This window comes from Kitasatospora sp. NPDC091276, assembly GCF_040684355.1.
Classification (GTDB): Bacteria; Actinomycetota; Actinomycetes; order Streptomycetales; family Streptomycetaceae; genus Kitasatospora.
Genome location: NZ_JBFBFU010000028.1, coordinates 1 through 12,072, shown reverse-complemented (window position 1 = coordinate 12,072; position 12,072 = coordinate 1). Strand labels below are relative to the sequence as shown.

General features: G+C 69.7%; 12 protein-coding genes and 2 pseudogenes. 9 read left to right on the top strand and 5 right to left on the bottom strand.

Annotated features, from left to right (window positions below; all coding sequences use genetic code 11):
• The first annotated feature begins 132 nt into the window (after nucleotides 1–132).
• Nucleotides 133–498, top strand: a complete 366-nt coding sequence (locus AB0O19_RS29175) for a hypothetical protein (protein ID WP_363623749.1) — start codon at nucleotides 133–135, stop codon at nucleotides 496–498.
• Nucleotides 495–911 carry a hypothetical protein gene (locus AB0O19_RS29170; RefSeq protein ID WP_363623747.1) on the top strand — a complete coding sequence of 139 codons (417 nt, stop codon included), beginning with the start codon at nucleotides 495–497 and terminating at the stop codon, nucleotides 909–911. The genes AB0O19_RS29175 and AB0O19_RS29170 overlap by 4 nt, the downstream gene beginning before the upstream one ends.
• Here the strand turns inward: AB0O19_RS29170 and AB0O19_RS29165 are convergent.
• Complete coding sequence (locus AB0O19_RS29165) at nucleotides 871–1,710, bottom strand: S1 RNA-binding domain-containing protein (RefSeq protein WP_363623745.1); 840 nt, start codon at nucleotides 1,708–1,710, stop codon at nucleotides 871–873. The genes AB0O19_RS29170 and AB0O19_RS29165 overlap by 41 nt on opposite strands.
• A 189-nt stretch (nucleotides 1,711–1,899) precedes the next feature.
• Complete coding sequence (locus tag AB0O19_RS29160) at nucleotides 1,900–2,178, bottom strand: hypothetical protein (RefSeq protein ID WP_363623743.1); 279 nt, start codon at nucleotides 2,176–2,178, stop codon at nucleotides 1,900–1,902.
• Nucleotides 2,179–2,468: 290 nt separating this feature from the next.
• Between AB0O19_RS29160 and AB0O19_RS29155 the strand changes: the two genes are divergently transcribed.
• From AB0O19_RS29155 to AB0O19_RS29130, 6 genes are all read left to right on the top strand, one after another.
• Nucleotides 2,469–2,648 (top strand): CopG family transcriptional regulator, encoded by a 180-nt coding sequence (locus AB0O19_RS29155; protein ID WP_119990337.1) that lies wholly within the window; start codon nucleotides 2,469–2,471, stop codon nucleotides 2,646–2,648.
• 1 nt (nucleotide 2,649) lies between these two features.
• Nucleotides 2,650–2,994, top strand: a complete 345-nt coding sequence (locus AB0O19_RS29150; RefSeq protein WP_344641599.1) for a VOC family protein — start codon at nucleotides 2,650–2,652, stop codon at nucleotides 2,992–2,994.
• A gap of 23 nt (nucleotides 2,995–3,017) precedes the next feature.
• Nucleotides 3,018–3,875 (top strand): class I SAM-dependent methyltransferase, encoded by an 858-nt coding sequence (locus tag AB0O19_RS29145; RefSeq protein ID WP_363623740.1) that lies wholly within the window; start codon nucleotides 3,018–3,020, stop codon nucleotides 3,873–3,875.
• Between the two features lie 276 nt (nucleotides 3,876–4,151).
• Nucleotides 4,152–5,399, top strand: coding sequence for a hypothetical protein (locus AB0O19_RS29140; RefSeq protein ID WP_363623738.1), 1,248 nt, complete (start codon nucleotides 4,152–4,154; stop codon nucleotides 5,397–5,399).
• 777 nt (nucleotides 5,400–6,176) lie between these two features.
• Nucleotides 6,177–6,539 carry a YciI family protein gene (locus AB0O19_RS29135; RefSeq protein WP_363623737.1) on the top strand — a complete coding sequence of 121 codons (363 nt, stop codon included), beginning with the start codon at nucleotides 6,177–6,179 and terminating at the stop codon, nucleotides 6,537–6,539.
• Nucleotides 6,536–7,789, top strand: coding sequence for a DUF6596 domain-containing protein (locus AB0O19_RS29130; RefSeq protein ID WP_363623735.1), 1,254 nt, complete (start codon nucleotides 6,536–6,538; stop codon nucleotides 7,787–7,789). Before AB0O19_RS29135 ends, AB0O19_RS29130 begins: the two co-directional genes overlap by 4 nt.
• Nucleotides 7,790–7,924: 135 nt before the next feature.
• Here AB0O19_RS29130 and AB0O19_RS29125 read toward each other — a convergent pair.
• Nucleotides 7,925–8,381, bottom strand: a pseudogene (locus tag AB0O19_RS29125) (transposase); the annotation flags it as partial.
• A gap of 50 nt (nucleotides 8,382–8,431) precedes the next feature.
• Here AB0O19_RS29125 and AB0O19_RS29120 point away from each other — a divergent pair.
• Nucleotides 8,432–10,537: an ISAzo13 family transposase gene (locus AB0O19_RS29120; protein ID WP_363623733.1), complete on the top strand. Its 2,106-nt coding sequence runs from the start codon at nucleotides 8,432–8,434 to the stop codon at nucleotides 10,535–10,537.
• Between the two features lie 9 nt (nucleotides 10,538–10,546).
• On the opposite strand, the pseudogene AB0O19_RS29115 reads toward AB0O19_RS29120, so the two are convergent.
• Together AB0O19_RS29115 and AB0O19_RS29110 are read right to left on the bottom strand one after the other, a co-directional pair.
• Nucleotides 10,547–11,278: pseudogene (locus AB0O19_RS29115) on the bottom strand (IS256 family transposase); the annotation flags it as partial.
• 201 nt (nucleotides 11,279–11,479) lie between these two features.
• Nucleotides 11,480–11,755: a hypothetical protein gene (locus tag AB0O19_RS29110; protein ID WP_363623731.1), complete on the bottom strand. Its 276-nt coding sequence runs from the start codon at nucleotides 11,753–11,755 to the stop codon at nucleotides 11,480–11,482.
• Between the last annotated feature and the right edge of the window lie 317 nt (nucleotides 11,756–12,072).

The window sequence follows — 12,072 nt, the reverse complement described above, 5'->3', positions numbered from 1 at the left end:
GTGCGGGCGTGGGTGACGAAGGCGGTGTGGATCCGGCTGACGTCGAGCAGGTGCTCGCGCCCGTGCCGCACCGCCGGTTTCTCCGAGCCGGGCACCGGCGTGGTCGGGTGCAGGGTCTCGGGGAAGGTGGCGGTGACGGGCACCGTCGTCCTGGACGACAACCGGCTGCGACGGCTCATGGCCAAGCATGACCCGGCCGTCTATCCCGGCCAGTACATCACCTGTGTCCACGACCACACCAAGGCCCTGTGTGAACGCGCCCGGAGCCGCCGCAGCGAAGGACTCCCCGACCACGGTGGCTGCAAGCCTCTGGCCTGCCGCAACGTCGCCCTCACTCCCGAGAGCACCGCTACCTGGCAGCGCGAGATCGACCGCGTCACCCGCCGCCTGGCCACCCGTCCGGCTCTGCCGCCGCTCCTGCGGCACCGGCTGGAGGGCCGCCGGACCGAGATCACCGCGTTCCTGCTAAAGAACAGCACCACCGGGGAGTCCTCGTGAGCCGCCCCGCAGACATCCCTGCCGAGGTTCACGTCCGACGCGTCCTGGACCAGTACGTCAACGAGTGCCACGACAACGGCACCCGTCCCAGCGTCCTGGCCCTGGCCGCGAAGTTGGACCTGAGCAACACCACCTTCCGACGGCACTTCCCCGACCTGGCCAAGGAAGTCTCCACCGCCCGCTCCGGACCGACCCCCCACCCCAGGGCCGAGACGCGGCCCAGCCCCTACGAAGTCCTCGCCGCCCGAAACGCCAAACTCCGCCGCGCCAACCGGTCACTGGGCGAGAACTTCCAGTTCGCAGCCGCCCAGATCCAGCACCTGGCCGTCGACAACGCCCGCCTACGCGAAGCCCTGGGAGCCGCCAGCAACGTCACACGGATCGGCTCGCCTGGACGTCCTCGCCAGTCATAACCGCGCGGAGGCTGACGCGATGACGTTGGAGGTCGACTTCGGCAACCCGCACCGTGATCACTTCGCCCTCGCTGACGAGCTGGTCAGGGCTCTCCACAGGCTCATTGGTCAGCTCGGACAAGTGAAGAAATCCCTCCACGCAGTCGGCGAGCCGCACGAATACACCGAACGGGATGATCTTCGTGATCGGCCCGCGGAGGACCCGGCCGGTCTGGTTGGCGAAGCGGATGAGCGGATCTTCCAGCAACGCTTTCAACGACACGATGACCTGCCCCCGGCGAGTCTCGGAGACGATCACCTCGGTGGTGACACGCTGCCCTACTTCGACGGCCTCCGAAGCATGATTGATCCGCGACCACGACAGCTCTGTCACACGGATGAACCCAGTGCACAGACCATCGGGCTCACCGTCCAGATGGACAAAGACTCCGAAGTTGTGAACCTCCGACACCGTCCCGGACAGGATCTGCCCCGGCCGGATGCCGAGGAGAAACGACCTCAGCTCCGGGTTCTCACAGGCCCTCGCGGACAGGTGAAGCTGCCCCTCCCGCCACCGTCCGATCTCCTCCGCCTCGATCTCCTCGCCCACGCTGACGATCTCCGCGGGGTCGTCAAAGCGACGCATCGACAGCTCGTGCTGCGGAACCCTCCCGACCTCGACGTTCCGCCCCTCCGGGCCTTCGAGGGCCACGAGTGCATCCGCCCCGTCGAACCCGATGACCTTCACCCGTCTTACCGGTCCCGGCTGGAGCCGGTCGAGCAAAGACTGCAGGCGAGGATCGGGGGCTGACTCGGACATGCGCGAAGCCTAGCCCCCAGCGCACCAGCAGCCGAGAGGGCAGCGGGTGTCGGCGTACGGCCTCAGTTCCCCAGGTGCGTACAGGCGAACGTCCCCAGTTGTCAGGCCACCTCGGCGTCTCGCTGAGTGGTCGGCTCCGGAAGTCCTTCGGGGGTTGACGGCGGAGGTGGGGCTGTGGCTGGCGTCTGGTCAGATGTCGGGGACGGCGAGGTGGAGCCGGCAGGCACAGTCGAGTGCGTCTGCGGCGGCTCCCATGGGGCGGCCGGTGGGCACCAGGGAGTCCTCGTAGCGATCGCTGCTGGCGTAGTAGGGGGCGAATCCCCATCTGCCGACGGCGCCGGTGTAGCGCAGGCGCATCGGCTTGCCCCGTTCGCCGTCGGCCAGTTCGGCCTTCACGCAGGGGAAGGCTCCGTGGTGGCGGACATGCAGCTGTTCCATCTGCGGCCAGGCGGGTGCGGCCGTGCTCACCGCCTCCACCGTGCGCCGCTGGCGATCACCCGGGCCACCGGCCTGCCGCACGCCGTGCCTTGCCCGTTGCCGTCGCCCGCCGTGTGCATCCGCAGCCGGCTCCCGGACGGCGTCGGCCAGTTACCCGGCGACCTGCCGGAGGTTTCCCCGCTGCGGCACCTGCTCCTCGGGGACTGGCGCGGTGGTAAGCACCGGGCTGACGCGGAGTGCCAGCCGCAGCACCTCGGGATCGAGCCCGGTCTTGGTCGGGTTAGCTTGCTAGCATGCTAGCAACGAGTTAGCCTGGTCTCGTGGGCGATGAGGAAGTCAAGCAGTTCAACGTGTACCTGCCGATCGGGCTGATCAAGCAGGTGAAGTACCGCGCCATCGAGTCGGGCATGTCGCTGTCGGCACTGGTCGCCGAGGCGCTGCGTGCCTACCTCGACGACGCCCATGGGCAAGAGCGCCAATCGACCGAGAAGGAGGCCTGACATGGCGACCGAGGGAATCGAGGCCCTGTTCCTGGAGACCCACAACTGGGGCAAGGCGGCACGTTTCTTCCAGGCGCTGGGCTACGACCTGGAGTTCGAGACGGGCCACAGCTCCGGCCAACTCCGCAACGGCGACGGTCCCTACGTCTTCATCGCGGAGGTCCCCGAGGACCGGGAGCCTCAGGTGCAGGTTGTGCTGAAGGTGCCGGACGCGGACGCGTTCCGTGCCGATCCGTCCGTCGAGGTGGTCACGCCGTTCGAGGACACCCACTTCGGGACCAGGTTGATGACGGTCCGCGACCCCGACGGGCGGCTGTGGAGCCTCCAGGCTCCGGTCAAGAACTGACTGCGACGGAGAGGGGGAACACCATGGCAGACGAAGCGACCGCGGCGCCGGACAGCACCGCGGTGCGGACCGCCCTCTGGCGGTCGATGCACGTCCAGGTCGACCGGCCGCCCCACGTGTTCGAGGACGAGATCGGCCTGGAACTGGCGGCCCCCGACGGCGACTGGCGCCACTGGCCCGACATGGACCCGCACCTCACCAGCGGGTTCCGGGCGGCCATGGCAGCCCGCGCCCGGTTCATCGAGGACCTGGTCATCGAGCAGGCCGACCGCGGCGTCACCCAGTACGTCATCCTGGGAGCCGGGCTGGACACCTTCGCCCAACGCAGGCCGGAGACCGCCTCCCGCCTGCGGGTCTTCGAGGTCGACCAGCCCGGCCCGCAGGCGTGGAAGCGCCGTCGGTTGGTCGAACTGGGCTACGGCATCCCCGACTGGCTGCAGCTGGTACCGGTCGACTTCGAGGCGAGCGAGGACTGGCTGAAGAAGCTGGTTGCCGTCGGCTTCGACCCCGGTCGGCCGGCGTTCATCGCGTCCACCGGCGTCACCATGTACCTCACCGAGGACGCCACCGCGGCCACCCTGCGCCAGATCGCCGGGCTCGCCCCCGGCTCCACACTCGCGATGACCTTCCTCCTGCCGCCCGACCTGCTCGACGAGGCCGACCGCCCCGGCCTGCGGGCGAGCAGGGAAGGTGCGCGCGCGTCCGGAACGCCGTTCATCAGCTTCTACACCCCGAAGGAGATGCTGGCCCTCGCCCGCGAATCCGGTTTCGCGGACGCCCGACACGTGTCGGGGGCCTCGCACGCCGGGCGCTACTTCCCCGATCGCACCGACGGCCTTCGCCCGTCGACCGGAGAGGACATGCTGCTCGCCACCACCTGACCCTCGTCGACCTGTCGAATCGGGCAAGGACGGTCCAGCCAGTCGTCCGCCTCGGCGGCGGCCTGGGACCCGACGGCGATGCCGTCGAGTCCCTTTCATCACGTGGCCTCACCGACCAAGCAGCAGAGTGCTGGGGAAGGGTCCTCGACACGCATCAAGAAGTGGCCACGTTCATCCGTACGTGGCTGCGGGACGTTCAGCTGTACGCCGACAGCGGGCCAAGATCCGACGCCGCGACCCACCTGGAGCAGGTCATCTTCATGTGGTCAGTGGTCAGTGCTGAACCACGTCCACATGGTCGAGGTCGACCGCTCGACCATGGCGCCGGAGCGGGTCGCCGCGAAGTTCACCGCCTACCGCGAGCTGTTCCGCACCAAGGTCCGCGACAACGACCCGGCCCTCGCCGAGAAGGGGCCGGCCGACCGGACGGTGCACTGTTGGCGCCGCACCTGGCCCGGCCACACCCGTGCCGGGTACCCGCCCGTCGCGCTGGTCGTCACCGACGCCGGACCCGTCGCCCTGGCCAACCGCCAGGAAACCATCGGGGACCTGTCGGCCGACTGCTGGCGCGGCCGGTGGTGCAGGGAGGTCCGCGACGACAACGAGGACGGGTGGCGCGAGTACGACGACGCCGTGCCCATCGTCGCGACCACCCTGGAGCTGCTGGCCGAGCACGGGCCACTCGGGCCCATCTGGTGGCGCTTCGGCCGCCCGGGCCGGCACTCCCTCATCGAGGCGCTGGAGAACCCGAACAACCGGGCCGCCTACGACCTGCGCCAGGCCGCCCGCGAGGACGAGGAGCACCAGGCCCACCAGGAGCCGATGGACTCCCTGGCCTGCATCGACTGCGGCGGCGTTCCCGAAGAGGAGAGCACCTGGGAGTACGGCCGCCAGGGACAGGTCGAGTGGACCCGCCGCCCCGGCGGCCGCTGCTGGCCCTGCCACCAGGACCGCGAGGAGCGCCTGGAACGGGAGGCCCAAGAACAGCTGGAGGCCGCCCGCACGGCCAACGCCGCGCTGCGCCCGTGCTGGACGTGCCGGGGCCCGATCGGCGGGAAGGAAGGTTCGGCGCTGCACGGTCAGCCCGAGCAGCCTGGCCCCGACCGGCTGGAGTGCCCGCAGTGCGTCAGCGACCGGGAGGCGGAGAAGCTGGGCCCGCTGGTGCTGCCGGTCCCGACCAAGCGGGAGCTGGTGGCCGCCCTGGTCTCCGCCCCGGCCGATCCGTGGTGGGAGGACCGCGTGCTGCACGCCAAGCTCTACCCGGCGGGGGCCGTCATTGTGACCTGTTGGCCGTGGTGGGCGTGTTTTGGCCTCTCTCGCGCAGTTGTCTGGACCTTTGGTTGGACCTGTTGGGGGTGCCAGTGGGTGGCTGGGGTTGTGACTGTGTGTGGTGGCGGGCGGGGGTTGAGGGTCCGGGTCGGTCGCTGGCGGGGTCGGTTCGGTGTGGTGGGTTGTGTTCGGTGTGAATTCGGCCGGGTGTTCCGTGCTGCTGCTTTTATGGATTGGTTTCTTGTGACGCTGTGAATTCGGGTCGGAATTGCGGTGGCCGGGGGTGGTGGCGGGGATGGTGTTCGGTTTTGGCGGCCGGTTCCGCTGTCCACAGGTCCGGCGCCGGAGGCTGCGGGGCATGACGACCAGTACCTGCTCGGCTGTGTGCCGGGACCACGCCGATCTGACCGCCCGCCACCGAGGTTGTTGACCTGTCGAGGCCTACGGCACCGTCCGGGACCAGCTCCTGGCCCTCCTCGCTCGGCACGTCGACGGCCAGCCGCTGCGCCTGGAGCGCCGGCTGCGCCAGGACAAGACGACGGCCCGAGCGGTCGAGCGGCTGGCTGTCTGGCTCGGCGTCAGGCCCGGCACGGTGCGGCGGCACGCCCGCGGAACCCACTGGCCCGCCGGCGCCCGGCTGCACCGTGCGGTGGCGTACCAGCTGCGGCAGGAGTTCTGTGTGGTCGAGCTGGCCGTGCAGGAGGCACGGCCAGCCAAGGAAGCGGCGTGGGACGCCCGCCGACGCCCGGCTCGGGAGTAGGCGTGGGTGCTGTCGCGCCCCCTGTGTCGGCGTACGGGTCAATCTGCACAGTCGGGTACGCGCGAACGTGCACCGGTGCGGGTGACTGTCCCCGGGCAGAGGGCGCCGGGTAGGTTGATCGTTTGTGCCGTTTGGGTGGTTCAGCCCGCCACCGCGGTTCGGAAGAAAAGCCGAAGAATCTTCTTCGTGCCGGATGTCGAGGACCTGCGCCCGGCTCCGACTGAGGGGTGGAAGCGCGCCGAAGGGGTGCGCGGGACACAAGGGGACACCTGATGAAGTACGTCGCGATGATCTACGGCAACCAGGCCAAGTGGGACTCCTTCCCGGCCGATGCCTGGCCCGAGGCGATCGCCAAGCAGGACGCGTTCAACAAGAAGTACCGCGACAGCGGTGAACTGCTGGGCGCCTACGGCCTCGCGGACGCGGCCAACGCGCAGCTTGTGCGCCGCAAGGACGGCGTCCCGGTGGTCACCGACGGGCCGTACCTGGAGACCAAGGAGTACATCGCCAGCTTCTACATGCTGGACTGCGAGTCCCTGGAGCGCGCGCAGGAGATCGCCGCCGACATGCCCTTCGCGGACACCGAGCCGGTCGAGCTGTGGCCGGTCCTGCACGACGCCGCGACGGACCTGTGACCGAGCGGCCCGGCGTCGAGGACCTGCTGCGCGAGCTGGCGCCGCAGGTCCTCGGCGCGCTCGTCCGCCGCTACGGCGTCTTCGACACCTGCGAGGACGCCGTCCAGGAGGCACTGCTGGCCGCCGCCCTCCAGTGGCCCGCCGAGGGAGCACCGGACAACCCCCGCGGATGGCTGGTCACCGTCGCCTCCCGCCGACTGGTCGACCAGGTACGCAGTGAGCAGGCGCGGCGGCGCCGCGAGGACCGCATCGCCCTGGCCACCCCGCAGTCCGAGCTGCTGAGCCGCGCCGCCGACGCCGACGCCGAACCGGACGCGGACCGGGACGACTCCCTGGCGCTGCTGTTCCTATGCTGCCACCCGGCACTGTCGGAGCCCAGCCGGATCGCCCTGACACTTCGCGCGGTCGGGGGCCTGACCACCGCGCAGATCGCCGCCGCCTTCCTGGTGCCCGAGGCGACCATGGCCCAGCGCATCAGCCGCGCCAAGCAGACCGTCAAAACCTCCGCCGCGCCGCTGCGCCTGCCGCAGGCGGCCGACCGGGCCGAACGGCTGGAGGCGGTACTCCATGTGCTGTACCTGATCTTCAACGAGGGCTACACCACCACCGACGGCGCCGACCTGACCGCGCCGACCCTGTCGACCGAGGCGATCCGGCTCACCCTCCTGCTGCACCGCCTGCTGCCCAACCACACCGAAACGGCCGGGCTGCTCGCCCTGATGCTGCTCACCGACGCGCGCCGCCCCGCCCGCACCGGCCCTGACGGCGACCTGGTGCCGCTGGCCGAGCAGGACCGCACCCGATGGAACCGCCGGCTCATCGCGGAGGGCGTCGACCTGATCAGCCGCACCCTGCCCCGCGGACAGGTGGGCCCGTACCAGTTGCAGGCGGCCATCGCCGCCGTCCACGACGAGGCCGAGCACGTCGACGCCACCGACTGGCCGCAGATCCTCACCCTCTACGACCTGCTGGAGCACCTCGCACCGAACCCGATGGTCACCCTCAACCGCGCGGTCGCCGTCGCCATGGTGCACGGACCCACCGCCGGGCTCGACCTGCTGGTGGCACTGGAGTCCGACAAACGGACGGCACGCCACCACCGCCTGCTCGCCACTCGCGCCCACTTCCTGGAACAGCTCGGCGACCATCACGCAGCAGCCCACACCTATCGCGAGGCAGCCCGACGCACCACCAGCACACCGGAACGGCGCCACCTCACCACCCGCGCGGCACGCCTCGCCCCCGAGTAGAACTGACCAGCAAAGCCAAAGCACCAACGGGACTCAGGCACCACCGCTGTGCACGTCCGGGACTATCACGATCTAGGTGTACGACACCCGGTTGGACTAGGTGTTGATCTTGCTGTCGGGCGTGGGCCGGGTGGCCTACGCCCGTCCGGCTGACAGGCGTCCGTCGAAGGTGATGTCGAAGGCATTGAGCGGCCATCCAGCGGTTGCTCCAGCGTTGGCGGCCACGGCCGGTGGGGTCGAGCGCGAGGGTGGCCAGGTAGAGCCGTTTGAGGGCGGCCTGCTCGTTGGGGAAGTGGCCGCAGGCGCCGGCGGCCCTGCGGTAGCGGGAGTTGAGACTCTCGATGGCGTTGGTCGTGCAGATGATCTTTCGGATCTCGGCGTCGAACGCCAGGAAGGGCACCATCTCGGACCAGGCCCGCTCCCACAGTCGCACGACGGCCGGGTAGGGCGCTTCCCAGGCGGCGGCGAACTCGGCGAACCGCTCCAGGGCCGCGGCCTCGTTCGGCGCGGTGTAGACGGGCTTGAGGTCGCGGGCGACCGCCGCCCAGTCCCGCTTGGAGGTGTAGCGGAAGGAGTTGCGCAGCAGGTGCAGCCGTAAAGAATCAACCTGTTGCTTCTGCCTGTGGGCGTCGTTGACTTGGTATGGGCATATCGGAGGGAGAGCGCGGCCAGCTCGCCGCGCGGTTGGAGGTGTTGCTGCCGGTTCTGAACGAGCGGCAGCGGCGTCTGCTGCTCGCGGCCGAGGCGAGGCTGATCGGGCACGGCGGTGTCCGGGCGGTCGCACGGATCAGCGGGGCCAGCGAGACCACGATCCGCAGTGGTGTCTTCGAGCTGGAAGCCGGCCAGGAGTCGATCGATGGTGGCCGTGTTCGGCGTCCCGGCGGCGGACGCAGGCGGGCCGAGCAGGTGGACCCTGACCTGCTGCCCGCGCTGATGGCGCTGGTGGAGCCGGATGAACGGGGTGACCCGATGTCCCCGCTGAGGTGGACGACCAAGTCGCTGCGCAACCTCGCCGACGAGCTGACGCGGCAGGGCCACCCGGTGTCTGCCGTGACGGTGGGCCGGCTGCTGAAGGAGAGTGGCTTCAGCCTCCAGTCCCAGGCCAAGGTGCTGGAGGGAACCCAGCATCCTGACCGCGACGCCCAGTTCCGCTACATCAACGAGCAGGTCAAGCAGCACCAGAGCACCGGCAAGCCGGTGATCAGCGTCGACACGAAGAAGAAGGAACTACTCGGCCAGCTGCCCAATCCGGGGCGGCAGTGGCGCCCGAAGGGCGATCCCGTGCTGGTGGAGGACCACTGCTTCTTCTCCGGTCCCACTGGCGACGCCGCCATCCCCTACGGCATCTACGACGTGTCCGCGAACACCGGCTGGGTCAACGTCGGGGTCGACCACGACACCTCCGCCTTCGCTGTGGCCTCGATCCGCCGCTGGTGGCAGGCCAGGGGCCGCCTCGACTACCCGCAGGCGACCCGGCTGCTGATCACCGCGGACGCCGGCGGGTCGAACAGCTACCGCTACCGGCTGTGGAAGGCCGAGCTCGCCGCCTTCGCCGCCGACTCGGGCCTGGCGATCACGGTCTGCCACTATCCTCCCGGGACGTCCAAGTGGAACAAGATCGAGCACCGGATGTTCGCCCACATCACGATGAACTGGCGCGGCCGCCCGCTGACCAGCCACGAGGTCGTGGTCCAGGCCATCGCCGCCACCCGCACCCGCGCCGGGCTGCGGATACAGGCCGAACTCGACACCGGCACCTACCCGTTGGGCGTTGCGGTGAGCAAGGCCCAGATCAAGGCGCTGCCTGTCGAGGCCCACCAGCAGCAGAGCGCGTGGAACTACACCATCCTGCCTGCCGGCGGCGCGGGTGCCGATGGCGCGGCAGTACGCGACGACCAGACCCGCCGAGAGGTGCTCGATCTGCTGGCCGTCCCGGCCCTGACCGGCATGGAGCCGGAGGAGCTGGCCCGGATCAGCGAGCTTCTCACCCCCGGACTCGCCGCACTGCGCGAGGAGCGGCTGTGGTGCTACCGCGACGGCCGGCGCCGGCGCGAGAGCGCAGGATCCCGCCCGCCGGCGCTCTCCCCGGCGGACAAAGTCCTGGTCAGCGTCCTGTATCTACGTCACATCTGTTCCCAGACCACACTGGCGGACATGCTGGGCCTCCATCAGCGCACCATCGGGCCTGCGGTCAAGGACGTCCGGCGACTCCTGCAGGATCACAAGATCACGGTCACACCGACAACCCTGTGCTTCGACAACGGCCAGCAGATCCGCGACTACCTTGCCACCGACGCCCCGACCACGGCCCGGCAGCGGGCCACCCACCAGCTCGCCCACCCCGCACTCACCGGCCTGAGCCGCACCGAGTTGGACGCGCTCATCGACCGGCTCTCGGTGCAGCAGAGTGCGCTCATCGAGTCCCGGCGCCACCGTCAGCGCGGCGGCCCGCGTCAACCCGGCTCACGCGGCGGCGTGTTCCGCCAAAAGATCACCGACGCCGATCGCCTGCTCGTGGCGGTCCTGGACGCACGGAAGATCGCCAGCAAGCCGGTCCTGGCCGACGCATTCGGGGTGAGCTTGAACACTGTACGCAATGCACTCGCCGACGCACAGCCGGTGCTCGAGGACGCAGGCGTCACGCTTCCAGCCGCCTCGCGACGGTTCGACTCCGCTGCCGAGCTTCTCGAGCACCTCGCGAACCTGACGGACGATCAAGAGGGAATCATCGACACACCGACATCTTGATTCTTTACGGCTGCGGTGGACGATGCACGTCTGCACCACGGTCTGCGGCCAGACCTGGGCGACCGCGTCGGGCAGCCTGGCCAGGCCGTCGCAGATGAGGATCAGGCAGTCCTTGACGCCCCTGTTCTTGATCTCGGTGAGCACGGGCTGCCAGTACTTGGCGCCCTCGCCGCCGCTGGAGGTCCACAGGCCCAGGATGTCCCGGTAGCCGTCCGCCGTGACGCCGAGGACGACGTAGACGGGCCGGTTGGCGACCTGACCGTCGCGGACCTTGATGTTCACGGCGTCCACGAACAGCACCGGATAGACCGGGTCGAGGGGACGCGTGCGCCAGTCGGCCATGCTCTCCAGGACCCGGTCGGTGATCGTGGAGACGGTCTCCTTGCTGGTGGTCATGCCGTAGACCTCGGCCAGGTGCGCGACGATCTCCCCGGAGGTCAGGCCCTTCGCGGTCAGGGAGATGACCAGGTTGTCCAGGCCTTCGGTCCGGCGGGCGTGCCGGAGCACGACCTTCGGTGTGAACGTGCCGGCCCGGTCCCGCGGGACCTCGAGCGTGACCGGCCCGGCCTCGGTCATCACGGTCTTCATCCGGTAGCCGTTGCGCGCGTTGCCGCCTTTGCGCGCCGAGCGGCCCTGCCCCGCGGTCGAGGCCAGGTGCTCGTCCATCTCGGCCTCCAGCGCTTCCTGGAGCAGGTGCCGGGTCAGCTGCTGCAGCAGTCCGCCCTCGCCGAGCAGCTGCATCCCGCCGGCCCTGGCCTGCTCGGCCGCCAGCTCGGCGACCGACGCCACCACATCCGACGCACCCGTGTTCTTCCTCGGACCCATGCCCAAGGCATCGGCAGTTTCCGGCTCCGACGAAACCGACCCGTCAGGAACCGACCCGATCTGGTGTTCCGTCAGCGAGCTCATCAGTGTCTCCCTTGATCAGGGTGTCCACCTGATTCATGACACTCCCTCATCAGCGGCCTGTACGCCGGAGGCCGGGACCTTGAGGGTAAGGATGTTCGCGCGGTCGAGGAACTTGTCGCCGTCGGTGCCGGCGCCGCGGAACAGGGCGGCGATGCGGGTGGTGAAGGTGGTGGCGCGCAGGCCGAGGCCAGCGCCAGCGCCTGGCGGATCGGCTTTGAAGATCGGCGGCTGGCCGTGCAGGGACGAGCGCGTTGGTCCGGTGTGGGCCGCCGTGCCCCACGCAACCGCAGAAGTGGCCGGGTCCCGCACGCTCGTCGACGTGCGGGGCCCGGCCACCAGCGTACGGCGACGACTTCGCCCTGGTGCCGACCCCGGCTTGGGACGGCGCCCGCCCGCTTCGCAGGGGACACGGCTCTGTCCTCCGTCCTCCGCTTGGAAGCGTGTGCCGCGTCCGGGGGCCGATCGGCCGGCGTAGCCGGCGTACAGGTGAAGGTCCAGAAGGTCGGTGGGTGGCGGCCTTGGAACCATATCGCTACTGAAGTTGAATTCGTGATGTCGGTCTGAGATCTGGTCAGCGATCCATGATCAGGCCGGTGGTGGCGAGGCATCCGTCGATGAGGTGAGGG

What these genes read in the sequence shown, in the direction of transcription:
- AB0O19_RS29135 (WP_363623737.1), top strand. Translation starts at nt 6,177, where the DNA reads ATGAAGTACGTCGCGATGATCTACGGCAACCAGGCCAAGTGGGACTCC.
- AB0O19_RS29145 (WP_363623740.1), top strand. Translation starts at nt 3,018, where the DNA reads ATGGCAGACGAAGCGACCGCGGCGCCGGACAGCACCGCGGTGCGGACC.
- AB0O19_RS29120 (WP_363623733.1), top strand. Translation starts at nt 8,432, where the DNA reads ATGGGCATATCGGAGGGAGAGCGCGGCCAGCTCGCCGCGCGGTTGGAG.
- AB0O19_RS29150 (WP_344641599.1), top strand. Translation starts at nt 2,650, where the DNA reads ATGGCGACCGAGGGAATCGAGGCCCTGTTCCTGGAGACCCACAACTGG.
- AB0O19_RS29165 (WP_363623745.1), bottom strand. Translation starts at nt 1,710, where the DNA reads ATGTCCGAGTCAGCCCCCGATCCTCGCCTGCAGTCTTTGCTCGACCGG.